Origin of the sequence: Streptomyces sp. NBC_00440 (genome assembly GCF_036014215.1) — a bacterium.
In the GTDB taxonomy this organism is placed as follows: domain Bacteria; phylum Actinomycetota; class Actinomycetes; order Streptomycetales; family Streptomycetaceae; genus Streptomyces.
In genome coordinates this window covers 2,531,504-2,554,519 of sequence record NZ_CP107921.1, presented here as the reverse complement: position 1 = coordinate 2,554,519, position 23,016 = coordinate 2,531,504, and the positions used below count along the sequence as shown (strand labels likewise).

16 protein-coding genes are annotated in these 23,016 nt (G+C 71.4%); 7 read left to right on the top strand and 9 right to left on the bottom strand.

Annotation, left to right across the window (positions count from 1 at the left end; genetic code table 11):
* Positions 1-6: 6 nt before the first annotated feature.
* The 3 genes from OHB13_RS11335 to OHB13_RS11325 are packed head-to-tail and all read right to left on the bottom strand — an operon-like array spanning position 7 to position 2,386.
* Entirely contained in the window at positions 7-852 is an 846-nt protein-coding gene (locus tag OHB13_RS11335) for an ABC transporter ATP-binding protein (RefSeq protein WP_328376966.1), read from the bottom strand.
* On the bottom strand, positions 849-1,778 hold the full coding sequence (locus OHB13_RS11330; RefSeq protein ID WP_328376965.1) for a zf-HC2 domain-containing protein: 930 nt from the start codon (positions 1,776-1,778) through the stop codon (positions 849-851). Before OHB13_RS11330 ends, OHB13_RS11335 begins: the two co-directional genes overlap by 4 nt.
* Positions 1,775-2,386 carry an RNA polymerase sigma factor gene (locus OHB13_RS11325; RefSeq protein ID WP_328376964.1) on the bottom strand — a complete coding sequence of 204 codons (612 nt, stop codon included), beginning with the start codon at positions 2,384-2,386 and terminating at the stop codon, positions 1,775-1,777. The genes OHB13_RS11330 and OHB13_RS11325 overlap by 4 nt, the downstream gene beginning before the upstream one ends.
* Positions 2,387-2,773: 387 nt before the next feature.
* Between OHB13_RS11325 and OHB13_RS11320 the strand changes: the two genes are divergently transcribed.
* From OHB13_RS11320 to alc, 5 genes are all read left to right on the top strand, one after another.
* Positions 2,774-3,013 carry a hypothetical protein gene (locus OHB13_RS11320; protein ID WP_164265240.1) on the top strand — a complete coding sequence of 80 codons (240 nt, stop codon included), beginning with the start codon at positions 2,774-2,776 and terminating at the stop codon, positions 3,011-3,013.
* A 24-nt stretch (positions 3,014-3,037) separates the two neighbouring features.
* Entirely contained in the window at positions 3,038-5,083 is a 2,046-nt protein-coding gene (gene malQ, locus OHB13_RS11315; protein WP_328376963.1) for a 4-alpha-glucanotransferase, read from the top strand.
* 20 nt (positions 5,084-5,103) lie between these two features.
* Positions 5,104-5,334, top strand: coding sequence for a hypothetical protein (locus tag OHB13_RS11310; RefSeq protein ID WP_266856982.1), 231 nt, complete (start codon positions 5,104-5,106; stop codon positions 5,332-5,334).
* A 178-nt stretch (positions 5,335-5,512) separates the two neighbouring features.
* The gene (locus OHB13_RS11305) at positions 5,513-6,430 is read left to right on the top strand and encodes a LysR family transcriptional regulator (RefSeq protein WP_328376962.1); all 918 of its coding nucleotides are present in this window, start codon (positions 5,513-5,515) and stop codon (positions 6,428-6,430) included.
* 78 nt (positions 6,431-6,508) lie between these two features.
* Positions 6,509-7,639 carry an allantoicase gene (alc, locus tag OHB13_RS11300; RefSeq protein WP_266856986.1) on the top strand — a complete coding sequence of 377 codons (1,131 nt, stop codon included), beginning with the start codon at positions 6,509-6,511 and terminating at the stop codon, positions 7,637-7,639.
* Between the two features lie 198 nt (positions 7,640-7,837).
* On the opposite strand, the gene pepN (OHB13_RS11295) is transcribed toward alc, so the two are convergent.
* From pepN (OHB13_RS11295) to OHB13_RS11285, 3 genes are all read right to left on the bottom strand, one after another.
* Positions 7,838-10,414 carry an aminopeptidase N gene (gene pepN, locus OHB13_RS11295; protein ID WP_328376961.1) on the bottom strand — a complete coding sequence of 859 codons (2,577 nt, stop codon included), beginning with the start codon at positions 10,412-10,414 and terminating at the stop codon, positions 7,838-7,840.
* A 204-nt stretch (positions 10,415-10,618) separates the two neighbouring features.
* Positions 10,619-11,647, bottom strand: a complete 1,029-nt coding sequence (locus tag OHB13_RS11290) for an aspartate-semialdehyde dehydrogenase (RefSeq protein WP_266856990.1) — start codon at positions 11,645-11,647, stop codon at positions 10,619-10,621.
* Between the two features lie 212 nt (positions 11,648-11,859).
* Entirely contained in the window at positions 11,860-15,186 is a 3,327-nt protein-coding gene (locus tag OHB13_RS11285; protein ID WP_328376960.1) for a S8 family serine peptidase, read from the bottom strand.
* Positions 15,187-15,588: 402 nt separating this feature from the next.
* On the opposite strand from OHB13_RS11285, the gene OHB13_RS11280 reads away from it, so the two are divergent.
* Positions 15,589-17,334 (top strand): TIGR03767 family metallophosphoesterase, encoded by a 1,746-nt coding sequence (locus OHB13_RS11280; RefSeq protein WP_328376959.1) that lies wholly within the window; start codon positions 15,589-15,591, stop codon positions 17,332-17,334.
* 44 nt (positions 17,335-17,378) lie between these two features.
* On the opposite strand, the gene OHB13_RS11275 is transcribed toward OHB13_RS11280, so the two are convergent.
* The gene (locus tag OHB13_RS11275; RefSeq protein ID WP_328376958.1) at positions 17,379-18,536 is read right to left on the bottom strand and encodes a hypothetical protein; all 1,158 of its coding nucleotides are present in this window, start codon (positions 18,534-18,536) and stop codon (positions 17,379-17,381) included.
* A 182-nt stretch (positions 18,537-18,718) separates the two neighbouring features.
* Positions 18,719-21,310: an aminopeptidase N gene (gene pepN, locus OHB13_RS11270; RefSeq protein WP_328376957.1), complete on the bottom strand. Its 2,592-nt coding sequence runs from the start codon at positions 21,308-21,310 to the stop codon at positions 18,719-18,721.
* Positions 21,311-21,463: 153 nt separating this feature from the next.
* On the opposite strand from pepN (OHB13_RS11270), the gene OHB13_RS11265 reads away from it, so the two are divergent.
* The gene (locus OHB13_RS11265; protein WP_266856999.1) at positions 21,464-22,102 is read left to right on the top strand and encodes a mycothiol-dependent nitroreductase Rv2466c family protein; all 639 of its coding nucleotides are present in this window, start codon (positions 21,464-21,466) and stop codon (positions 22,100-22,102) included.
* Between the two features lie 194 nt (positions 22,103-22,296).
* Here the strand turns inward: OHB13_RS11265 and OHB13_RS11260 are convergent, their stop codons facing one another.
* Entirely contained in the window at positions 22,297-22,938 is a 642-nt protein-coding gene (locus OHB13_RS11260) for a superoxide dismutase (protein WP_266857001.1), read from the bottom strand.
* Positions 22,939-23,016: the final 78 nt, after the last annotated feature.

Here is a 23,016-nt window from a genome sequence, read left to right as displayed (position 1 = left end):
CCGTGCTCATCCGGCGGACCGGGCCGTGAGTGGGGCGCCGGCGCGGTGGGCACGCAGTGCGGTGGTGTAGCCGCGCTCGATGGCATTGCCGTCGTGGCCACGGCCCGCGGCGCTCTCGCCGAGGGCGGTGAGCGAGGCAGGCGTACCGCGGTAGGCGATCCTGCCCGCCTCGATGAGCGTCACATCCGTGCAGGCTGCGGCGACGTCCTCCACCAGATGGGTGGAGACGACGACGGTGGAGTCCTCGCCCAACTCGCGGAGCAGCGCCCTGAACTCGACCCGCTGCTCCGGATCGAGACCGGCGGTCGGCTCGTCAAGGAGCAGGACGTCCGGCTCGTTCACGACGGCCTGGGCTATCCCGACGCGCCGCACCATGCCGCCCGAGAGCGTCCTGACCTTCGTGTCGATGCGGTCGCCGAGACCGACCCGGTCCACAGCGCGCTCCACGGCCTGCGCCGCACCGGCCCGGGGCATCTCCTTCAGCCACGCCACGTAGGCCACGAACTCGCGCACCGTGAAGCCCGGGTAGTAGCCGAACTCCTGCGGCAGATAGCCGAGTCCGCGCCGCACCTCCGTCCGTCCCCGGTGCTCGCCGATGTCCTCGCCCAGCATCTCGATCCGCCCGGACGTCGGGGCCGCGACGGTGGCGAGTACCCGGATCAGCGACGTCTTGCCCGCGCCGTTCGGGCCGAGCAGCCCGTGTACGCCGGGGGCGAAGTCGAGGTCGACGGAGTCCAGAGCGGTGGTCCTGCGGTGCCTGACGGTCAGCCCGGAGAGCCGGACGGCCGCCCGGCCGCTGTGGCTGTCACCCGGTCCTCCGCGCGGATCTTCCGTACCCGTGGTGGTGCTCATGCCTTCTCCATCCGGTCGAACGAGTGGCGGCGCAGGGCCAGCAGCCCGGCGCAGAGTGTGGCCGCGACGGCCCAGCCGCTCTGGGCGGAAGAGCCGGAGACGATGTGCGAGAGCTGCTCGGACAGGGCGCCGAACAGGTACGTCGCACCGGGCGGCCCCGCGGCAGCCACCGGAAGCAGAACCGCGCAGGCCCAGCCGGTCCCCAGCACGGTGGCGGCGGTCCGGCAGCCCACGTACGAGCCGAGCGCCAGTGAGCCCAGGGTCAGCGCGAGACCGGGCAGCAGCCAGGTGGCCGCTCCAGGAACGCCGTCACCGGCCGGCAGCAGCGCCTCGGCACCGGTGAGCACCGGAACACCCGCCATCAGCACGGCGGTGGTCCGGATCAGGAGCAGCCGCAGCCCGCCGGTCGGGGTCGAGGTGACGATCTCGTGCATCGGGTCGGCGTGCCGCCCGTGCGACAGGGCGACCCCGGCGACCGGCGCCACCGGGGCCAGAGCCAGCAGGAGGGCGCGGGCTCCGGTGAGACCGGCCCAGTGAGCCAGTCCGGCGGCCCCCAGCACGACCAGCACCACCGCCACCACCCATGGCCCGCGCAGCGCAGGACCCGCCGCCCAGAGGGCCCGTGCCGTGGGTCGGCCACGGGCCCGCCATGAGCCGTGCGGCGCACTCCGGATGGCCCCGGGCCGCCCCCCGGCGGCCCGGGAGGCGCGAGCCTGCCCGAGCACGGCGGCCCGGACCTCCGTCAGCGCTGGGCCCGCCGCCGATGCCCGTACGGCGGCCGACACCCGGGCCGCACAGGGCCGGCACGCCTCGACGTGCTTCTCCAGCGACCAGGCGTCCTTCTCGGCGGCCTTGCCCGACGCGTAGCGGGCCGCGAGAGACCCGCCGACGTGCCAGGCGTACGGCGAGGTGTCCTTGCTGCTCATGCCGTCCCTCTCACGGGGCCTGCGCCGGGTGCCACGTCGGGCGCCAGCCGGGCCAGCGCGGCGCGCAGTTCACGGCGGGCCCGCATCGCTCGCGTCTTGACCGTCCCCTCCGGTATGCCGAGCAGCTGCGCGGTCTCGCGGGTGGTCAGCCCGTCGATGACCGTGGCGCGCAGCACGTCGCTCAGCTCCGGCGAGATGCGGTCGAGCGCGGTGCCGACATCCCCGTACTCGATCCCCGCCAGGACCCGGTCCTCGGCCGACGGCGCCACCGGGGCCGCCTCGTGCGCCGCGCTCTCCGTGCGGGCCGCGCGGGTCAGCGCCCGCTGCGCGTCGACCAGCCGCCGGCCCGCGATCACCCACAGCCAGCCACCGGCCTCGTCGCCCCGGAACGAGCCCGCGGACCGCCACACGGTGACAAAGGTGTCCTGCAGCACTTCCCGTACGACGTCGGGGTCGGCGCACCGTCGGGTGAGCCGGGCGTGCAGCCACCCGGCGTGGCGGTCGTAGAGCGCGGCCAGCGCGGCCGGATCGCCCTTGGCCACGGCTCGCAGCAGCGCCGCGTCCCCGGCGTCGTCGTGGTCTCCCCCCAGGGAGCGGAACAGTCTCACGCTCTCCCTATCGCCGCCGCACAGGTCATCGGTTCATCGCGTCATCGATTGATGCGCCCACCGGTTCATCGCCTCACCGGTTCATCGCGTCAACGGTTGATCGCGTCAACTTTTTATCGCCTCACCGGTTCATTGCTTCATCGGGTGATCGCCTCATCGCTCTACCCGTCCGCGCTCAGTCGCCGCACGGGCAGAGCGGGTTTCCGGGTGCGCGCCAGAGCGGTCGGGTGGTGTGCCGAATTGCCCGATCCGGTGGAGGTGTGGACAATTTCGTCTGCGGGGAACGGAATGTGACCCGGCGCACGTTGGTGAGACGAATACGGATGGGGCCGCTCCCGCTGGGTAGGGCTTGAGTCCAACCTCGTCGCCGACCTTACGGAGATTCTCGTGGCCGCTTCAGCGCAGCTTCTGCTCTCGGCCCTGTCCAAACCCGTCCCGGAGACCGTTCCGGAGCTCGTGCCGGACCTGATGCCCGACCCCGACGCGAGCACCAGCTCCATGGAGCTGCCGCTGACGAGCGAGCCCCCGCTCTCCGATGTCGCACCCCTCACCAGCGAACCGCCGCTCGCTGACTTCACCCCGTTGACCAGTGAGCCCACCGCATACGGAACGGCTGCCGGGATCTGACCGCAGCCTGAACGGGGAGTCCGCATGAGCCTTGCCAGGCTCGCCGCGCTGCATGGAGTCGCCACCAGCTACGCACCGTCCGAGGACGTCACCGTCCCGGTCTCCGACACCACCGTCATCGCTGTCCTCGCCGCGCTCGACATCGACGCGTCGACACCGGAGGCGGTCAGTGCGGCGCTCGCCCGGCACGAGGCGGCCCTGGCGGACCGGCTGCTGCCGCCGACCGTGGTGGCCAGACCCGGTGAGCGTCCCCCGGCCGTAAGCGACCTCCCGCCGGGCACCCGGCTGCGGATCGAGACCGAGCAGGGCGGCACCCTCGACAAGTGGCAGGAACTGCCGCTCGGCGTGCACCGATTGCATGCCCAGGCGGCCGACGGGCGCAGTGTGCGGGCCGCACTCGTGGTCGCGCCGGAACGCGTGCCGCAGCCGCCGGGCCACAGCCACGGCTTCCTGGTGCAGCTCTACTCCCTGCTGTCCGCACGCTCCTGGGGCATGGGCGACCTCGGCGACCTGGCCGATCTCGCCGCCTGGTCCGGGCGGGTGCACGGCGCCGGATTCGTCCAGGTCAATCCGCTCCATGCGGCAGCGCCCGGAGCGCCCACCGACCCCTCGCCCTACCGGCCGTCGTCGCGGCGCTTCCCGGACCCCGTCCACCTGCGGGTCGAGGCGGTTCCCGAGTACGCGTACGTCGAGGACCGCAGTCACCTCCGCCGGGCCGCCGTGCTGCGGGAGGCGGTGCTCGACCGGGGCGCGCTGATCGACCGCGACGCGGTGTGGGCGCTGAAGAAGGAGGCTCTGGAGCTGGTCTACGAGGTGCCGCTCGGCCCCGGCAGACGCGCCGCCTACGCCGACTACCTCGCCGACCAGGGCCGCCCGCTGGAGGACTATGCCACCTGGTGCGCGCTGGCGGAGGGGCACGGACCCGACTGGCACACCTGGCCCGCGCCGCTCCGCGACCCCCGCTCGCACGGGACGGCCCGCGCCCGCGCGGCGCTCCAGCACCGCGTCGACTTCCATATGTGGCTCGCCTGGCTGACCGACGCCCAGCTCGCCGATGCCCAGCGCGCCGCCCGCGAGGCGGGCATGGAGACCGGCCTGGTCCACGACCTCGCCGTCGGGGTGCATCCCGACGGCGCGGACGCCTGGGCCCAGCAGTCCACCTTCGCCGCGGGGATGTCCGTCGGCGCCCCGCCGGACGCCTTCAACGCCCGCGGCCAGGACTGGGGTCTGCCGCCCTGGCGCCCCGACTCGCTCGCAGCAACCGGCTACGCGCCCTACCGAGGGCTGCTCAGAGGCATCCTGCGGAACGCGGGCGCGCTCCGGATCGACCATGTGATGGGGCTCTTCCGGCTCTGGTGGGTACCCGCGGGCGGCGACCCCACCACCGGAACGTATGTCCGTTATGACGCCGACGCGATGCTGGCCGTACTCGCGCTGGAGGCCCACCGCGCCGGCGCGGCCGTCATCGGCGAGGACCTCGGCACGGTCGAGCCGGGCGTCCGCGAATCACTCTCGCGCCGCGGTGTGCTGGGCACTTCGGTGCTCTGGTTCGAGCGCGACTGGAGCGGCACGGGCCGGCCGCTGCCGCCGGAGGAGTGGCGCGAGGAGTGTGTGGCGACGGCCACCACCCACGATCTGCCGTCCACCGCGGCCCGGCTGACCGGTGAACATGTCGAACTCCGCCACCGCCTGGGCCTGCTGACCCGCCCGCTGGGCCAGGAACAGGCCGAGGACAAGGCCGAACTCGCCGAGTGGCTCGGCTTCCTCTCCCGGCTCGGGCTGCTGCCCGAGGGCTCGGGCGACGAGGAGGGGGAGGTCCGCGCGGTCCACCGCTTCCTGCTGCGCACCCCGGCCCGGATGACGGGCATCTGGCTGCCGGACGCGGTGGGGGACCGCAGGCCGCAGAATCTCCCCGGCACCTGGGACGAGTATCCCAACTGGCGGCTGCCGGTCGCCGGGCCGCAGGGCAGGCCCATGACCCTGGAGGAAGTGGCCGCTTCACCCCGTCTGCACCGCCTGATGGCTGAGTTCCGGCCGCGTACGGCACCCCCGGGCGCGCAGACCACTTAGCCGTTCGCTACGTTTGGTCCGTGGACAAGAAGAACGCCCTGCGCGCCGGAGCCGTAGCAGCCGGTACGACGCTGATGATGCTGCTCATGTCGTCCCCCGCGCTCGCGCTGACCCGCGACGACGGCGACGACCCCGGTCCGGGCCTGAGTGTCTTCGACACGATCGGCCTCTTTGTGATCACACCTCTCGTGCTGTTCGGGATCATTGCCGGACTGGTGATGGTCCTCGACAAGTCCCGTAAGAAGGCCTGAACAAGAAGGGGCCTGAAGCCAGAAGGCCTGAACAAGAAGATCTGAGCAAGAAGGCCTCACACCCGCCCTCTTGACCCGATGTGCCGCGGAGCCGCCCGACCGGTCCCGCGGCACCTCTGCGTTCCGCCCCGGATCTTCCGGGCCCGGTGAGGTGACCCGCGGGGGATAGGTTGCGGGCATGACCGAGTGGGACATCCGGAAGCTCCAGATCCTCCGCACCCTGAGCGAGCGCGGCACCGTCACGGCCACCGCCGAGGTGCTCAGGATGACCCCGTCGGCCGTCTCCCAGCAGCTCTCCAACCTGGCGAAGCAGCTCGGCGTACCACTGCTCGTGGCGCACGGCAGACGGGTCAGGCTCACCGACGCCGCCCATCTGGTGCTCCGGCACGCCGAGGCGGTCTTCGCCCAGCTGGAGCGCGCGGACGCCGAGTTGGCCGGCTACCTCCAGGGGGAGGCGGGCGAGGTCCGGGTGGGCGCCTTCTCCACCGCGGTTCCCGCCCTGGTGGTCCCCGCGGTGGCCGCGCTGCGCCGCAGCCACCCCGCCGTCGAGGTCCGCATCCGGGAGGCGGAGGCGGCCGAGGCGTACGAGCTGCTCTCGGGCGGCGACGTCGACCTGGCGATCTCTCTCGCGGCCCACGCCCCGACCGCCCGCGACCCGCGCTTCACGCGGGTACCGCTGCTCGCCGACCCGCTCGATGTGGCGCTGCCCGCCGGGCACCCGCTGGCCTCGGCCGAGGGCCTGCGGCTCGCGGACCTCTCCGGTGAGGCGTGGATCTTCGGCGGCAGCGGCCCCTGGTCGGAGATCACCACGGCGGCCTGCGAGGCCGCCGGATTCGTCCCCGAGCAGGCGCACAGCGCGGCCGGCTGGACGGCGATCCTGGCCATGGTGGAGGCGGAGATGGGGGTCGCGCTGGTGCCCAGGATGGCGGTGGGCGGCGAGCGCCGCAGCGGGGTGGTGACCCGGGTGCTCAGCGCCGACCAGCCGCAGCGCCATGTGATCGCCGCGGTGCGGCGCGGGGCCGAGGAGGGTGCTGCGGTCGGCCGGGTGCTGGACGCGCTGCGCGAGGTCGCGGACGGGCAGGGCGGCCACCCGTAGCATTGTTCAGATCCACTGAATGGATTCTGTGGAAACTTTCGATGGACGTGATCGTTGGTTCTGGGCGACAGTCGGAGCATGACTTCCACCGATGCAGCGAGCTCCCAGGACCCCCACGCCAACGACGCGGCCCCCTACGGCGGCGGCGACCCGTACGCCGACTACCGCTCGGGGGACCACGCCTTCACCGAGCTGGTCGACCTGGCTGACCGCCGCCTCGGTGCGGGTGTCGTCGCCGCCAACGACGAGTTCTTCGCCGAGCGCGAGAACCTGCTCGTCCGCGAGCGCGCCGTCTTCGACCCCGAGCACTTCGGTCACAAGGGCAAGATCATGGACGGCTGGGAGACCCGCCGCCGGCGCGGTGCGTCCGCCGAGACGCCCTTCCCGACCCCGGACGACCACGACTGGGCGCTCGTCCGCCTCGGCGCCCCCGGCGTCATCCGCGGGATCATCGTCGACACCGCCCACTTCCGCGGCAACTACCCGCAGCAGATATCGATCCAGGGCGCCACGGTGGAAGGCTCCCCGAGCCCCGATGAGCTGCTCGCCGACGACGTGAAGTGGGAGGAGATCGTCCCGCGCTCCCCCGTGCTCGGCCACGCGGCCAACGCCTTCGAGATCACCGGCGAGCGCGTCTACACCCACGTCCGGCTCTGCCAGCACCCCGACGGCGGTGTCGCCCGCCTCCGCGTGCACGGCGAGGTCGTGCCCGACCCCGAGTGGCTCGACCTGCTCTCCACGGTCGACCTGGTCTCGGTGCTCAACGGCGCCGCCTACGAGGACGCGTCGGACCGTTTCTACTCCTCGCCGACCCAGATCATCCTGCCCGGCACCTCCCGCAAGATGGACGACGGCTGGGAGAACCGCCGTCGCCGCGTCCGCGACACCAACGACTGGGTACGGTTCCGGCTGGCCGCCCAGGGTGCCGTACGTGCCGTGGAGATCGACACCGCCTACCTCAAGGGCAACGCCGCCGGCTGGATCGCGCTGAGCGGCCGCGACGGCGAGTCGGGCGAGTGGTTCGAGATCATCCCGCGGACCAAGCTGCAGCCCGACACCCTGCACCGCTTCAAGCTGCCGTCCGAGGCGGTCGTCACCCACGTACGCCTGGACACCTTCCCGGACGGCGGGGTGGCGCGGATGCGCCTGCACGGCACCTTCACCGAGGCGGGCACTGCGGAGCTGCGCCGCCGCTACAACGCGTCCTGACCCTCGCGCACCGCTGACACCTCTGTCCGGAGGCCGGGGGGAAACCCGCACAGAGGAAGGGGCGGGTGGCTGAGGTCCTGCCGGACCCCGACCACCCGCCCCGCACTCATTCCCGGGCGCGCGCCACGGCTCTACGCGCGCCCCACAGCCCTATGCGCACACAGCCCTATGCGCACACAGCGTTATGCGCACACAGCCTTACGCGCGCGCCGCGGCCGCGTCCGCCGCCTGGGCCCGCAGGGCCCGCTCCACGCCCGAGCGCGACTCGGACACCAGCCGGCGCAGCGCGGCGTTCGGCCCGGCGGACTCCAGCCAGGCGTCCGTCGCGTCCAGCGTCTCCTGCGACACCTGGAGCGCCGGGTAGAGCCCGATCGCGACCTGCTGGGCCATCTCGTGGCTGCGGGACTCCCAGACGTCCTTGACCGCCGCGAAGTACTTCTCCGTGTACGGAGCGAGCACCTCGCGCTGGTCGGTCTGGACGAAGCCGCCGATGACCGCCTCCTGGACGGCGTTGGGGAGCTGGTCGGACTCCACGACCGACGCCCACGCCTCGGCCTTGGCGGCCTCCGTCGGACGCGCGGCACGGGCGCTCGCCGCGTGCCGCTCACCCGCGGACGTCCGGTCGCGCTGCAGCTCGGCCGCGATCTCCTCCTCGTCGAACCGGCCGACCGCGGCCAGCCGGTGCACGAACGCCCAGCGCAGCTCGGTGTCGACGGCCAGACCCTCGATCGTCTCCTCGCCTTCGAGCAGCCCGTTCAGCAGATCGAGCTGGAGCGGCGTACGGGCCGTCGTGGCGAACGCACGGGCCCACGCCAGCTGGTGGTCGCTGCCCGCGCCGGCGGAACGCAGATGTGCCAGCGTCGCGTCCGTCCACTGGGTCAGACCGGCCTCGCGCCAGGCGGGGTCCGCGTACATGTCGAGTGCCAGCTTCACCTGGCGGTGCAGCGACTGGACGACGCCGATGTCCGACTCCTTGGAGATCCCGGACAGGACGAGCGCCAGGTAGTCGCGGGTGGCCAGCTCGCCGTCGCGGGTCATGTCCCAGGCGGACGCCCAGGACAGGGCGCGCGGCAGCGACTCGGCGAAGTCGCCCAGGTGCTCGGTGACGACGCGCAGCGACTCCTCGTCGAGGCGCACCTTCGCGTACGACAGGTCGTCGTCGTTGAGCAGGATCACCGCGGGGCGCGGGGTGTCCTGCGGGAACGGCACATCGGTGCGCTCGCCCTCGACGTCCAGCTCGATCCGGTTCGTACGGACGAGCTTGCCGTCCTCGTCCAGGTCGTAGCAGCCGATGGCGATGCGGTGCGGGCGCAGCGTCGGCTCGCCCTTGGCGCCCGCGGGCAGCTCGGGCGCCTCCTGCCGTACGGCGAAGGAGGTGATGTGGCCGGCGCCGTCGACCTCGATCTCCGGGCGCAGGATGTTGATCCCGGCGGTCTCCAGCCACGCCGTCGACCAGGCCTTCAGATCGCGCCCCGAGGTCTTCTCCAGCGCGCCGAGCAGGTCCGCGAGGCGGGTGTTGCCGAAGGCGTGCTCCTTGAAGTACGCCTGCACGCCCTGGAAGAACTCGTCCATGCCGACATAGGCGACGAGCTGCTTGAGCACCGATGCGCCCTTGGCGTACGTGATCCCGTCGAAGTTGACGAGCACGTCGTCCAGGTCGGTGATGTCGGCCATGATCGGGTGCGTGGACGGCAGCTGGTCCTGGCGGTAGGCCCAGGTCTTCATGGAGTTGGCGAACGTCGTCCACGACTGCGGCCACTGGGAACCGTCCGCGTACGCCTGGCACGCGATCGATGTGTACGTGGCGAACGACTCGTTCAGCCAGAGGTCGTTCCACCACTCCATCGTGACCAGGTCGCCGAACCACATGTGCGCCAGCTCGTGCAGGATGGTCTCGGCGCGCGTCTCGTACGCGGCGTCGGTGACCTTGGAGCGGAAGACGTACTGGTCGCGAATGGTCACCGCGCCCGCGTTCTCCATGGCGCCCGCGTTGAACTCCGGCACGAAGAGCTGGTCGTACTTGGCGAACGGGTACGCGTAGTCGAACTTCTCCTGGAACCAGTCGAAGCCCTGCCGGGTGACGTCGAAGATCGCGTCCGAGTCGAGGAACTCGGCCAGCGAGGGACGGCAGTAGATCCCGAGCGGGACGGACACGCCGTCCTTCTCGTAGCTGCTGTGCACCGAGTGGTACGGGCCGACGATGAGCGCCGTGATGTACGTCGAGATGCGCGGCGTCGCCTCGAACTCCCAGACGTGGTCACGCGGTTCGGGCGTCGGCGAGTTGGAGATCACGGTCCAGCCCTCGGGGGCCTTCACGGTGAACTGGAAGGTCGCCTTCAGGTCCGGCTGCTCGAAGTTGGGGAAGACCCGCCGTGCGTCGGCGACCTCGAACTGGGTGTACAGGTACGCCTGGTCGTCGACCGGGTCGACGAAGCGGTGAAGGCCCTCACCGGTGTTGGTGTACGCGCAGTCAGCGACGACCCGCAGCTCGTTCTCGCCGGCGAGCAGCCCGGAGAGCGCGATGCGCGAGTCCTTGAAGACGGCGGCGGTGTCCAGCGGCGTGCCGTTCAGGACGGCCTCGTGCACGGTCGGCGCGATGAGGTCGATGAAGGTCTCGGCCCCGGCCTCGGCGCTCCGGAAGCGCACGGTGGTCACGGACCGGTAGGTGCCTCCCTCCTGAGCGCCGCTGAGGTCGAGGTCGATCCCGTACGAGTCAACGGTGAGGAGGCTCGCGCGCTGCCGTGCCTCTTCGCGGGTCAGATTTGTGCCGGGCACCCGGGTCATCTCCTCGGTATGTGACGTTTCCGCTCATCCTTCCACGCCTTCCGCCATCCGAGTGGGCCGGAGGGGACGGGCCCGGTCCCGCGAGGCCGCGGAAGGGACGGCGGAGGGGCGGAACAGCGGAGCGCACAGCCCCGGCCGTGGGGCTGTGCGCTCCGCTGTGGGGCTTGTGCCGCCCCGAAAAGTGCTGCGGTGGGCTCAGGCGCTGAGCTCCGCCGCCACCAGCTCGGCGATCTGGACGGCGTTCAGCGCGGCGCCCTTGCGGAGGTTGTCGTTCGAGACGAAGAGGGCCAGGCCGTTCTCCACGGTCTCGTCGTTGCGGATGCGGCCCACGTACGACGGGTCCGTACCGGCGGCCTGGAGGGGGGTCGGGATCTCGGAGATCTCCACGCCCGGCGCCGCCTTCAGCAGCTCGTAGGCGCGCTCCACCGTGAGGGGGCGGGCGAAGCGGGCGTTGATCTGGAGGGAGTGGCCGGAGAAGACCGGGACCCGGACGCAGGTGCCGGAGACCTTCAGCCCGGGGATCTCCAGGATCTTGCGGGACTCGTTGCGGAGCTTCTGCTCCTCGTCCGTCTCGTACGAGCCGTCGTCGACGATCGAGCCGGCCAGCGGCAGCACGTTGAAGGCGATCGGGCGCTTGTAGACGCCGGGCTCCGGGAAGTCCACCGCGCCGCCGTCGTGGGTCAGCCGGTCGGCGTCGGGGACGACCTTGGCCGCCTGGTCGTGCAGCTCGGCGACACCGGCCACACCCGAGCCGGAGACGGCCTGGTAGGTGGCGACGATCAGCGCTTCGAGACCGGCCTCGTCGTGCAGCGGGCGCAGCACCGGCATCGCGGCCATCGTCGTGCAGTTCGGGTTGGCGATGATGCCCTTGGGGCGGTCGGCGATGGCGTGCGGGTTGACCTCGGAGACCACCAGCGGGACCTCGGGGTCGCCGCGCCAGGCGGAGGAGTTGTCGATCACGACGGGCCCCTGCGCGGCGACCTTCTCCGCGAGCGCCCTGGAGGTGGCGCCGCCGGCCGAGAAGAGCACGATGTCCAGGCCGGAGTAGTCGGCCGTGGCCGCGTCCTCGACGGTGACGCCCTTGCTCTGCCAGGCGAGGGTGGTGCCCGCGGAGCGCACGGAGGCGAACAGCCGCAGCTCGTCGACCGGGAACTCCCGCTCAGCGAGGATCTTGCGCATGACTGTGCCGACCTGACCGGTGGCTCCGACGATTCCGACCCTCACGGTGACTCCTCCGTACTCACTGCGCACCTGCTGCGCTTCGTTGCTGGCCATGGTGCGGCCACGGCTGGCCGCACCATCATGCGTACGACTGGCGGCGCCTTGTCCAATCCATTGTCCGGGGAACGGACAGCGGGGCGGGCGCCGATTCTGGCGCCTGCCCCGCTCCCCTGTTGTTCACACCTTATTCCGCACGGTTACGGCGTTTCACACAGTTACGGTGTGACCTTCGCGATCCGGACGCTGCCGGTGCCCGCGACCGTGCCACGGGCGTTCAGCAGCTGCACCTGGCCGAAGAGCTCACGTCCGGCGGGCGCAGGTCCCGCGGCGACGATCCGGGCACCGAGCTTCGCCGATGCCCCGGTGGCGAGCTTCACAGCCTTCGACGCGTCGACCTCGACCGAGCCGAGCGACGGCGCGAAGTACACATCGCGGTAGCCGTACGTCGTCGACCCGGCAGGCACCGCGTAGGCGTCCACCTCGACGGTGTACGTACCGGCGGCCGGCTTCACCAGGCTGACCGACTCGTCGGAGCCGCCGGTCGCTGACGAGCCGACCTGGGTGGCGCCCCGGTAGACGTAGAGATCCAGGTCGGCCCCGGTGTCCGAGGTCCCGCCGATGGACACGTCGAACCGGTCGACGCCCTCGGGGACGGTGACCGTGGTGGTCTTGCTCTCACCCTCCTCGATCGTCGGCGTCGCATCGAAGGACGAGCCGAGCGGGCCGCCCTTCAGCGTGCCGTCGATGGCGGCGAAGCCGTTGCGGACCGTCCAGTCGACCGGAGCCGCAGTGCCCGCCTCGGCCTCGGGGAGGGTCTGCACGGCCGGGTCGAAGGCGGCGCCGAGCAGCGCCACATCCAGCTTGTACGGGTTGTCGAGGTAGGGCGAGGTACGGCGGGCCTCGACCTCGATCTCCCAGACGCCCGGTGCCGGGTCCGGGTAGGAGCGCAGCTCCGGACGGCAGGTGTTGGCCGGGTTGTCGTAGTTCGGGTAGCAGCTGGGCGTCCCGGTGTCGTCCACCGGGACCCCGTACGGGTGGATCGAGATGAACCGGGTCTGGCTGCCCGACCGCAGCGCGCTCATCCCGACCTCAAGGGCCTTGGCGCCCTCCGGCACCGTCAGGAAGTACGACGTGGTGCTGTTGCGCTGCACCGAGCCGGAGTGCTTGACGGTGTACGAGGGCTTGGCGAGCGGCTCCGAGACGACCACGGTGGCCATGATCTGCTGGTCGGTGCCCACCGTCCTCGGGTCGTCGAGCTGGAGGATGGCGCTGTGCACCCCGGCCGAGGCCGGCTTCGCCCGGACGGTCACGGTCACCGCCCTGCCCAGCGGCAGGGACACCTGTGCCGGTCCTGCGAGCGAGAAGGTGCCGTCGTTGTTCCGGAAGGTCAGCCGGTGCGTGACGGGCCGGTCGGGCCCGGTGGTCCGCACGACCGTCACCTTGTACGTCTTCTGCTGCCCGGCCTTCAGACCGCCCTCGCGGTCGTAGATGCCGGTGCCGCGGCCGGGGGTCTTCAGGGCGTCGTCGATCGCGGTGTCGACCGGAGCCTGGACCGTGTACTCGTGCGCGGCGCCCTGCTTCGAGTCCGCGCCCTTCCTGATGGTCTTCCAGGCCCCGACGATGTTGATCAGGCCCGCGCCCTCGGCGTGCGCGGGGACGCCCTTGATGTGGGTGGCGGTGCTGGTGAGGGCGGTGCGCAGATCGGCCGGGGGCAGCTCGATGTGCTGCTGCTTCGCGGCCGAGAGGAGCAGTGCGCTCGCGCCGGCGGCCTGCGGGGCCGCCATCGAGGTGCCCTGGAGCATCGAGTACCCGGCGGGCAGCGAGTAGCCCGCCTCCTTCACCGGAGCGCCGGGCAGCCAGGTCTGGGTGGAGTTGATTGCGGCGCCGGGCGCGGAGAGCGTCGGAGTGAAGCCGCCGTCCTCACGCGGGCCGCGTGAGGAGAACGGCATCATGTCGTTCTTCTTCGTCACGCCGGACCCGTAGTCGGCGGCCCAGGTCTCCTTGGAGATGGTCGCGCCGACGGAGATCACGTGGTCGGCCAGGCCGGGGTCGCCGATGGTGTTGAGGCCGGGGCCCTCGTTGCCCGCCGAGATGACGAGCTGGACGCCGTAGGTGTCGATGAGGCGCTTGTAGAGCTCGTCCCGTGCGTTGTTGCCGTCGTTGAGCGGAGGCAGCCCGCCGATCGACATGTTCACGATGTCCACGCCGCGGTTGACGACGAGGTCCATCATCCCTTCGGTGAGGGCGACGTTGGTGCAGCCGCCGCTCCAGGTGCAGGCACGCGACGAGACGATCCTGGCGCCCGGCGCCGCACCGTTCATCGCGCCGCCGAACAGGCCGTTCGCCGCGGTGATGCCCGCGACATGGGTGGCGTGCTCGCCCTGGATGACACCGATGTTGACGTAGTCGGACGTGTCGCCCGCCGCGTTGTAGACGACGTCCTTCCGGTCCTCGACCACGAAGGGGACCCGCTCGGCGACCTCCGTCCTCGGGTCGTCCTTGCCGAAGTAGCCGATCTGGAACTTGTCCTTGTACGGCTTCATCGCGACGTCGTCGGTGAAGTCACCGTTACCGTTCAGATCCACCCGTACGGTCCCGGCGGCCGGGTCGTACAACACGCCCCACACATCGGTGGTGTCGCCGTCCCGGTTGAGGTCGCCCGCCTCGTCGCCGCCGGTCGTGACCTTCTCGGCGAAGGTCTGGAAGCGGTACGAACCGGCCGGGGCCCGCCAGGTGCGGCCCGCCGCGGTGAAGGCCGGGCCCGTCACGGCGCTGTTCATCCGCAGCCAGGTGCCGTCGCCGTCGGACACCGGGTCCGTCGCGGTCACCCAGTCGACGATCTTCCGCTCGCCGGTGCTGGTCTTCCGCAGCGCCGGGTGGCCCAGGTCGACACCGGAGTCGAGGATGCCGATGGTCACGCCCCGGCCGTCGGACTTCGGGTGCTGTTTCACGAAGTCCACGGCGCCCGTCTCGAAGGACGGGTTGTACGGGTTCCTGGCCGGGGTCTTCCGGCCCGGAGCGGAGTACGGTCCGGCCGACGCACTGGACTTGGCGCCCTTCGCGGTGTCCCCGGCCGGGGTCGGGTCGTCCAGCTGGATCTCCTGCTTGAGGTCGATCCCGTGGACGGATGAGAGCTTCCCGGCCGCCGCGATGGCCGAACCCGCCCTGGGCGTCGGCAGGGTGGCCCTCACGTACCCCAGCTTGTCGTCGGTCCTGCCGACGACCGCGCCGGGAACGGCGTCGAACTGCTTGCGGACCTGGGCGGTCGCGCCCGGGGCGGTGGCCACCATGACGGTCACGGACTTCGTACCGTCCTGCTCGGCCCGGCCGAGCAGCTGTGCGTCGGACGCGCCGAGCTTGGCGGAGGCCGGCCCGGCGGGCTTCGCGGCCTTCACGCCGGCGGGCGCGGGACCGTCCTGACCCGCGGCGGCGACCGCGGGTGCGACTCCGGCCGCGGCGAGGGCGAGGACCACGCCCGCGGCGGCGGCGACCCGGGCCGTGCGTCTCGCCCGGGTTATGGAGCTGGGGAATTCGAGGCTCATCTACATCCCTGTATGTGGAAGAAAAGGTCCGGAATCCGGAGCTTGATGACCGGATCTTTACCTAAATGACCCTCTCTTGGGGAGAGTTGTCCGCCGGGTGGCCACTCCTTGGCGGTCTTCCGCCATACGCCACCCCGGTCAAAGCGGGATGAGACAGGGCAACTCCGGCCCACCGGGGCGCGAGGCGGCCCTGGCGGACAGGTGCAGGCCGGGACCGCCGGGCCGATGTGCCCCGATGGCGGGCGCTCCGACGGCAGCGGGTGATCCCTGTGCGGTGATCGGTGTTGCCTGTTGCGGCCTCGTTCACGCACAGGTCATGCCCGCTGCCAACCATCCGTAGGAGCGGGGAAATTCCAGCCCCGCCGCTGTTGGAGACGCGTCCGCACCCGGGGAGACCGAGTCATGTCACGTATGCGTTCCGCCGCCCGCGCGCTCGACCGCCGCGCCTTTCTCGCCGTCGCCGGGGCCGCAGCCGTATCGGCCGGCGTCGGCACGGCCATCGGGAGCGGGAGCGGCGCTTCCGCCGCCCCCGCACCGGCCGTGCCCGGCGCCGCCGTACCCGCCGCACTCCGCTCCGTACCCACCATGCCCGCCGCGCCGTCACCGGCCGGCACCACCCTGCTCACATCGGCGGCCCCCCGCACCGGCCATCCCGGCAGCGGCTACCGGCGGCTGGGCGACGGCCCCGGCTGGGACCGGGTCGTACGGGACGGGCTCGCCGCCGCGGGCGCCGGGCGCGCCACCCGGCGCACCACGCTCGCCGCCTTCGTCCAGCTCACCGACCTGCACCTCACCGACGTCCAGCACCCGGTGCGCGGCGAGTTCCTGCGCCCCGCGGACATCGCAGCCTGGCGCCCCCAGGAAGCGCTCACGGTGCCCGGCGCGGTGTCCCTGGTCGAGCGCGTCAACGCGCTGCGCGCGGGCCCCGCCACCGGGGCGCCGCTCTCCTTCGTGATGACCACGGGGGACAACACCGACAACAACTCCCACGCCGAACTCGGCTGGTTCCTCAAGGTGATGAGCGGGGGCCGTATCACCCCCAACACCGGTGACCCGCACCGCTACGAAGGGGTCCAGGACTCCGGCATCAAGCACTTCTGGCACCCGGACACGGCCCTGCGCGACACGGACAAGCAGCGCGGCTTCCCGCGCATCGAGGGCTTCCTCGCTGCGGCCGTCCGCTCCGTGAACAGCCCGGGGCTGCGTATGCCCTGGTACTCGACCGTCGGCAACCACGACTCGCTCACCAGCGGATCCATGGCGGCCCGGGGCCACTTCCTGGCCGACTTCGCGGCCGGCGGGCGGAAGCTGTACGAGATCCCGGCCGCCGAGGCGCGGACCCAGCTGGCCACGGACCAGCGGAACGGGGACTTCGACGGCAGCCACTTCGCCGCCCTGGTCCGCAGACACGGCAAGGACCTGCGCCACATCACCCCGGACCCGGCCCGCGCCCCCTTCACCCCGCGCGAGTACCTCACCGCCCACCTCGACCCCGCACACGCGGGCGCCGGGCCGGTGGGACACGGCTACACCCGGGCCAACCTCGACAGCGACACCCTCTACTACACCTTCCGGGTCGCACCCGGCGTCCTCGGGATCAGCCTCGACACCACCGGCAGGGGCGGCCACTTCACCGGCACGGTCGGCACCGCGCAGCTGAACTGGCTGGAGCGGACGCTCAAGGCCCATGCGGACGAACACGTCCTGGTCTTCAGCCACCACAACAGCTGGACCATCACCAACACCCACCCCGACCCGGCCCGTCCCGGCGAGCGGAACCACTCGGGCGACGAGATCGTCGCCCTGCTGGGCAAGCACCGCAACGCGGTCGCCTGGATCAACGGCCACAGCCACCGCAACAAGATCCAGCCGCACGGCTCCTTCTGGGAGGTCACCACCGCTTCGCACATCGACTTCCCGCAGCTCGCCCGGGTCTTCGAGCTGGTCGACAACAAGGACGGCACGCTCTCGCTCTTCACCACCCTGGTCGAGTCGGCTGCCCCGCACCGCACGGACTTCACCGACCTCTCCCAGACCGGCCTCGCCGCGCTGTACCGGGAGCTTTCCTTCAACGCGCCCGGCGCCCGTACGGACCTCTCGGGCACGGCAGGCGACCGCAACACCGAACTGGTCCTCAAGAAGCGCTGATCCGCGCCCCGGGGCGCCGCCGTTCGCGGCGCCCGACCGTCGGGTCAGCGGGGCAGGATCACCACACGGGCGGCGGGCGCGCGGTCCTCGGCGGCCATCAGGGCGGTGCGCACCACCGTCGCCTGCTGCGCCGGTGCGTCACGCAGCTTGGCCGGCGTCAGATGCACGACCGTGATGCCGAGCCGCTCCAGATGGTCGCGCTTGCGGGCGTACGGCGAACCGAGCACGTCCGCATCGTCTCCGGCCGCAACTGCCGCCCCGTGACCGGAACGCGCACGGGGCACCGGCCGGGTGTCCAGCTCCACGGCCACCGCCTCGTCGGGCCAGTAGGCGTCCACACCGCCGAGCGAGGGCCCGCCGGGCAGCCGCAATTCCACGTTCCACAGCGGATCGGGCAGCGCGTGGTCGCGCACCAGACCGTAGAGCCGGTCCTCGGCGAGCGAACGCCCCTCCGCGAGCAGCGAGTCCACCGCGTCCGACACCTGCTCGCGCGAGAGCAGCCGGGCCAGGGTCAGTTCCCGGACCAGGGTGGCCGGTTCACAGTGCCCGCCGCGTACGGCCTCGGTGAGGAGCCGGCGTACCGCGTCCGCGTCCGAGAGCTCGGCGACCGCGTCGGCCAGGGCCCGTTCCACCGGCGCCACCGGCACCCCGGCGATCTGCTGGGCCCCCGGCAGGGTGTGCGCCCGGACGATCCGGGCGCAGCCCGTGGAGCGGAGCCTGCGGGTGCGCGGCACCAGCACATCGATCCGGTCGACGGAGATCAGCGGGGGAGCGGCCGAGAAGCGGTGCAGCGCGAGCGCCGCGAGGCCGGTGACCATCGTGTTGCCGTACGGGACAGGACCGGCCGCGGGACTGCCCTGGACCGAAGGGGCGTGCGCCGGAGCCGCCTGCCCCACCCCGCGGCGCGGCTGGGACGGCACCTTCCCGGAGCGTTCCGCCGGGGGCCGCCCGGCGTACAGCAGCGCGGCGTGCAGCCGTTCCTCGCCGGTCGGCGGGCCCGGGTGCAGCACGAAGACCCCCGGCAGCAGCTGCTGCCAGGGGCCTCCGGGCCGGCACTGGGCGGCCGCGCGGGCCGCCGTCACTCCGTGAGCGCGCAGCTGCGGCGCCGAGAGCACCCTGCTGTGGACGCCGGCGGAGTGACCGGGGGAACGGGGGGAGAGCGGGGACGAGGTCTCCCCGCAGAGGCAGGTATCGCGGTTCATGCACCGGAGATGCCCATGGTCCCGCCGCCCGCTAACCCCTGTTACACAACTGTCGGCAAAACCGGACAACACCGTCCTAAAGTAAGCGCGTTCGATGGCCGAGCAGGCCGTCGCCCGATTGGCCCAGGGCGACGGCCCGCTCATGGAGCAGCCGACTGCTTTTCAGACCGCGGTGCGGCCTCTCAGACGGCCGCGGCCGCGGACCCCGCGCCGGCGTCGCACTCCTGGCCGCGCAGCGCACGCGCCAGGTCGTCCCGTGCCTCCAGGACGAGCCGGCGCAGCGCGGGCGCCGCGTCCTGGTGCCCCTCCAGCCAGGCGTCCGTCGCGTCCAGCGTCGACCGGTTGTCCTGCAGCCCGGGGAAGAGGCCCCGCACGACGAGCATCCCGATCTGGATCGAACGCTCGGTCCAGATGCGCTCGATGACCTCGAAGTACTTCGCCGCGTACGGGGCGGTCAGCTCACGCTGCGACGCCTGCCCGAACCCGCCGATCGTCGCCTCCACCAGCGCGTTGGAGAGCGTGTCGGACTCCACGAGCGCCCGCCAGGCCTCGGCCTTGACCTCCGCCGATGGGCGCGATGCCAGCGCGCGCACCTCGTGCCGCTTGCCGGACGCCGTGTCGTCGCGGGCCAGCTCCGCCGCGATGCCCTGCTCGTCGGCGACACCGTGCGAGGCGAGCGGGGCCAGCAGCTCCCAGCGCAGCTCCTGGTCCACATCGAGCCCGTCGACCTTCGCCGTGCCGTCGAGCAGCCCCTGGATCAGCTGGAAGTCGGTGCCCGTCGTCGCGGTGGCCGCGAAGAACCGTGCCCAGGTCAGCTGGGCCTCGCTGCCTGGCTCGGCCAGCCGCAGTTCGCGCAGCGCGCCCTCGGCGAGCAGCTGCCCGCCCTCCTCGCGCCAGTCGGGCGCCGCGTAGTGCAGCAGCGCGCTCCGCGCCCAGGCGTGCAGCATCTGGAGCACACCGATGTCCGACTCGCGGCCCGCGAACCGCAGCACCAGCGCGATGAAGTCCCGGGCCGGCATCAGCGCGTCCCGGGTCAGGTTCCACAGCGCCGACCAGCAGAGCGCCCGCGCGAGCGGATCGGTGATGTCGCCGAGATGCTCGCGGAGCGTGTCCAGGGAGCCCTCGTCGAAGCGGATCTTGCAGTACGTGAGGTCGTCGTCGTTGACCAGCACCAGATCGGGCCGCTCGGCACCGGCCAGTTCGGCCACGACCGTACGCGGGCCCGACACGTCGGCCTCGGCGCGCGCGTACCGCACCAGCGCCCCGTCCTCGATCCGGTACAGCCCGACAGCGACCCGGTGGGGCCGGAGTTCGGGGTGCGAGTCGGCCGCGTCCTGCAGCACGGCCAGCTCCGTGATGCGGCACTCCGCGTCGTGGACGATGGCGGGCGTCAGCGAGTTGACCCCGGCCGTCTGGAGCCAGGAGCGCGACCAGGACACCATGTCCCGGCCGCTGGTCTCCTCCAGTACGGACAGCAGATCGCCGAGGCGGGTGTTCCCGTACGCGTTCCGCTTGAAGTAGCGGCGGGCGCCCTCCAGGAAGGCGTCCTGCCCGACGTAGGCGACCAGCTGCTTGAGCACCGACGCGCCCTTGGCGTAGGTGATCCCGTCGAAGTTGAGCTTGGCGTCCTCCAGGTCACGGATGTCGGCCGTGACCGGATGGGTGGACGGCAGCTGGTCGGCGCGGTACGCCCAGGCCTTGCGGTTGTTGGCGAAGGTGATCCAGCCGTCGGTGAAACGGGTGGCGTTCACCATCGAGAAGGAGCCCATGAAGTCCGCGAAGGACTCCTTCAGCCACAGGTCGTCCCACCAGACCATGGTGACGAGATCGCCGAACCACATGTGGGCCATCTCGTGCAGGATGACGTTGGCCCTGCGCTCGTACGCGGCACGCGTCACCTTGCCCCGGTAGATGTACTCCTCGCGGAACGTCACCAGACCCGGGTTCTCCATCGCTCCGAGGTTGTACTCGGGCACGAAGGCCTGGTCGTACTTGCCGAAGGGGTACGGGTAGTCGAAGTGGTCGTGGAAGAAGTCGAGACCCTGCTTGGTCACCAGGAAGATGTCATCGGCGTCGAAGTGCCTGGCAAGGCCCTTGCGGCAGAGCGCGCCGAGCGGGATCTCCAGCTCGGTCCCGTCCTCCAGGGTCCGGCGGTAGACATCCGTCATGTGGTGGTACGGGCCGGCGACGACCGCGGTGATGTACGTGGAGATCGGTTTGGTCTCGGCGAAGCTCCACACCCCGTCGGTCTGCTCGCCGACGCCGTTGCTCCACACCGTCCAGCCGTCGGGCGCGGTCACCTCGAACTCGTAGGGCGCCTTCAGGTCGGGCTGTTCGAAGTTGGCGAAGACCCGGCGCGAGTCGGCGGGCTCGTACTGCGTGTACAGATAGACCTCGCCGTCCTCCGGGTCGACGAAGCGGTGCAGGCCCTCGCCGGTCCTGCTGTACGCGCACTGCGCGTCCACGACCAGGACGTTCTCGGTGGCGATCCCGTCGAGCGCGATCCGGGACCCGTCGAAGACGGCGGCCGGGTCCAGCTCCCGCCCGTTCAGCTTCACCGACGTCACCGACGGAGCGATCAGATCGGCGAAGGTGGAGACGCCCGCCTCGGCCGAGCGGAACCGCACGGTCGTCACCGAGCGGAAGGTGCGCGGCTCGTCGCCCGGGCCGTCCCCGACCGCCGAGCGCAGATCGAGGGCGACCGCGTACCCGTCGACAGAGAGGAGCTCGGCCCGCCTCCGGGCTTCGTCGCGGGACAGATTCTCACCGGGCACGGGCACTCCTTCGTGTATACGATCCGTTGTCCGAATCCTCCCACGCGCCGCTCGGGGGAGGCAGCCGGGAATGGCGGGGCCGACCGGGGGTGTTGCAGCAGAAGAGTTGCCGCAGTGGAGAAGTGTCGAGAAGTGCGCATCCCGAGGAGAGACATGTCCGAGAAGACCCCCGTCGACTTCTGGTTCGATCCGCTGTGCCCCTGGGCGTGGATGACGTCCCGCTGGATGCTTGAGGTCGAGAAGGTCCGGGATGTCGAGGTCCGCTGGCACGTGATGAGCCTGGCCGTCCTCAACGAGGACCGGCTCGACGAGCTGTCCGACGAGTACCGCGAGATGCTGGCCGTCAGGGCCTGGGCGCCGGTGCGGGTCGTCATCGCCGCCCAGCAGAAGCACGGCGATGAGATCGTCGGCAAGCTGTACACCGCGCTCGGCACCCGTTTCCACAACGAGGGCCAGGGCCCGACCCGGGAGGCCATCGCGGCCGCGCTGGACGAGGTGGGGCTGCCCGCCGAACTGCTCGATTACGCGGACCAGAGCCCCTTCGACTACGAGGCGGAGCTGCGCGCCTCCCACCACGAGGGCATCGACATGGTCGGCCAGGAGGTCGGCACCCCGGTCATCGCGGTCCCCGGCGCCGACGGCGAGCAGATCGCGTTCTTCGGCCCCGTCGTCACCCCGGCGCCCAAGGGCGACGAGGCGGCGAAGCTCTGGGACGGCACCCTGATGGTCGCCTCGATCCCCGGCTTCTACGAGATCAAGCGGACCCGTACCCAGGGCCCGATCTTCGACTGAGCCTTCTTCGGCCTTCTTCAGGCCTGTTGAGTCTTCTTGCGCCTTCTTGAGCCTTCGGCCGGAGTCCTGGGCCGACCGACGCCGACAGCCGGCCTCCGCGAGTCATGTCCTCGCGGAGGCCGGCTGCTTTTCATCCGCCCGCAGGTGAAGGTTGAGAAGACGATCACGAGCAGGACGTCATGAGCACCGCGCCGTCACGGTGCGAGCAGCAGCACGTCGGCGCGCTCCTTGGCCGCGGCGTAACGCTTCGCCACGTCCTGCCAGTTGACGACCTTCCACATCGCCTCGATGAAGTCCACCTTCTGGTTCTTGTACTGCAGATAGAAGGCGTGCTCCCAGGCGTCGAAGACGAGCACAGGCACCGAACCCTGGCCGACGTTGCCCTGGTGGTCATAGATCTGCTCGACGATGAGCCGCCCGCTGACCGGCTCGTACGCGAGGACGCCCCAGCCCGAACCCTGGGTGGTCGCCGCGGCCTTGGTCAGCTGGGCCTTGAACTTGGCGAAGGAGCCGAACGACTCGGCGATCGCACCGGCCAGCTCGCCGGTGCCGTCCTTGTCGAGGGGCTCGCCGCCGCCGTCACCGGTCATGTTGTGCCAGTAGATGCTGTGCAGGATGTGGCCGGAGAGATGGAACGCGAGGTTCTTCTCCAGCCCGTTCACCGCACCCCACTGGTCCTTGTCGCGCGCCTCGGCCAGCTGCTCCAGCGTGTCGTTCGCGCCCTTCACATACGCCGCGTGGTGCTTGTCGTGGTGCAGCTCGATGATCTGGGGATTGATCACCGGTTCCAGCGCCGCGTAGTCGTACGGAAGTTCAGGAAGTGTGTAAGTCGCCATGTCGTCCGAGCCCTCCGACTGCTTATTGCAACCTCTATGCAAGTGCAGGCTAGCAGCAGGTGCATGATTTATGCGGGA

Bases quoted from the DNA above. Each gene is read 5' to 3' on its own strand.
- OHB13_RS11285 (WP_328376960.1), bottom strand. From the start codon at position 15,186: ATGAGCCTCGAATTCCCCAGCTCCATAACCCGGGCGAGACGCACGGCC.
- OHB13_RS11335 (WP_328376966.1), bottom strand. From the start codon at position 852: ATGAGCACCACCACGGGTACGGAAGATCCGCGCGGAGGACCGGGTGAC.
- malQ (WP_328376963.1), top strand. From the start codon at position 3,038: ATGAGCCTTGCCAGGCTCGCCGCGCTGCATGGAGTCGCCACCAGCTAC.
- OHB13_RS11275 (WP_328376958.1), bottom strand. From the start codon at position 18,536: ATGAACCGCGATACCTGCCTCTGCGGGGAGACCTCGTCCCCGCTCTCC.
- OHB13_RS11280 (WP_328376959.1), top strand. From the start codon at position 15,589: ATGTCACGTATGCGTTCCGCCGCCCGCGCGCTCGACCGCCGCGCCTTT.
- alc (WP_266856986.1), top strand. From the start codon at position 6,509: ATGACTTCCACCGATGCAGCGAGCTCCCAGGACCCCCACGCCAACGAC.
- OHB13_RS11305 (WP_328376962.1), top strand. From the start codon at position 5,513: ATGACCGAGTGGGACATCCGGAAGCTCCAGATCCTCCGCACCCTGAGC.
- OHB13_RS11265 (WP_266856999.1), top strand. From the start codon at position 21,464: ATGTCCGAGAAGACCCCCGTCGACTTCTGGTTCGATCCGCTGTGCCCC.
- OHB13_RS11260 (WP_266857001.1), bottom strand. From the start codon at position 22,938: ATGGCGACTTACACACTTCCTGAACTTCCGTACGACTACGCGGCGCTG.
- OHB13_RS11330 (WP_328376965.1), bottom strand. From the start codon at position 1,778: ATGAGCAGCAAGGACACCTCGCCGTACGCCTGGCACGTCGGCGGGTCT.